The sequence below is a fragment of the Dethiosulfovibrio faecalis genome, assembly GCF_021568795.1.
Classification (GTDB): domain Bacteria; phylum Synergistota; class Synergistia; order Synergistales; family Dethiosulfovibrionaceae; genus Dethiosulfovibrio; species Dethiosulfovibrio faecalis.
The window spans coordinates 1-988 of the sequence record NZ_JAKGUE010000037.1 but is presented as its reverse complement, the minus strand read 5'-3'; the positions used below and the strand labels follow the sequence as shown (position 1 = coordinate 988).

The following is a 988-nucleotide window of genomic DNA, read 5'->3' as shown; positions in this document are numbered from 1 at the left end:
TCTATTTCACTCCCCGCCAGGGGTGCTTTTCACCTTTCCCTCTCGGTACTATTCGCTATCGGTCACCTGAAGTGTTTAGCCTTGGACGATGGTCCGCCCAGATTCAACCGGAATTCCTCGTGCTCCGGCCTACTCGGGAGATATGTCGACAGGGATTTCGTTTTCGACTACGGGACTTTCACCCTCTGCGGTCCGCTTTCCCAACACGGTTCGTCTAACGATACCTTTTGTAACTGTCGTCGTGACCTGCAAGTCACGAGTACATATTCCCACAACCCCCAACGAGCAACGATTGCAGTCTTACACTCGTCAGGTTTAGGCTTTTCCCCTTTCGCTCACCACTACTCAGGGTATCTCTTTCGATTTCTTTTCCTCCGGTTACTGAGATGTTTCACTTCACCGGGTTCCTTCCCTTACGGGATGACCGAGGGTTGCTCGGCCGGGTTGCCCCATTCAGAGATCCACGGATCAAAGGATGCTTGCTCCTCCCCGTGGCTTTTCGCAGCTTGCCACGTCTTTCTTCGGCTTCAGGTGCCTAGGCATCCACCGTATGCCCTTATTACCTTAACCTCTCTTTGTTTTCTCTATTCGCTTGTCAAGGTACTACCAGACGGAAAGCAAAAAACGTCCTACATCTATGCAGAACGCTCTCCATCTTGGTTTCTTCATTGGTGGAGGTGACCGGAATCGAACCGACGACCTCCTGCGTGCAAAGCAGGCGCTCTCCCGACTGAGCTACACCCCCGTAGAAAAAAAACGAAAACTTGGTGGGCCGAAGTGGACTCGAACCACTGACCTCTCGGTTATCAGCCGAGTGCTCTAGCCGCCTGAGCTACCGGCCCACTAAAAAAGAAAGAGAACAGCGCATGATAGAACGTAAAAGAACGTACTCCTTAGAAAGGAGGTGATCCAGCCGCACCTTCCGGTACGGCTACCTTGTTACGACTTCACCCTCCTTACCAGACACACCTTCGACGGATCTGTCCCC

General features: G+C 52.4%; 2 tRNA genes and 2 rRNA genes. All 4 read right to left on the bottom strand.

The window, feature by feature from the left end:
* Window positions 1–570: ribosomal RNA gene (locus L2W58_RS12985) — 23S ribosomal RNA — on the bottom strand; the annotation flags it as partial.
* Between the two features lie 99 nt (window positions 571–669).
* Window positions 670–745 (bottom strand) — tRNA-Ala (locus tag L2W58_RS12980).
* Between the two features lie 20 nt (window positions 746–765).
* A tRNA-Ile gene (locus tag L2W58_RS12975) sits at window positions 766–842 on the bottom strand.
* Between the two features lie 55 nt (window positions 843–897).
* Window positions 898–988: ribosomal RNA gene (locus tag L2W58_RS12970) — 16S ribosomal RNA — on the bottom strand; the annotation flags it as partial.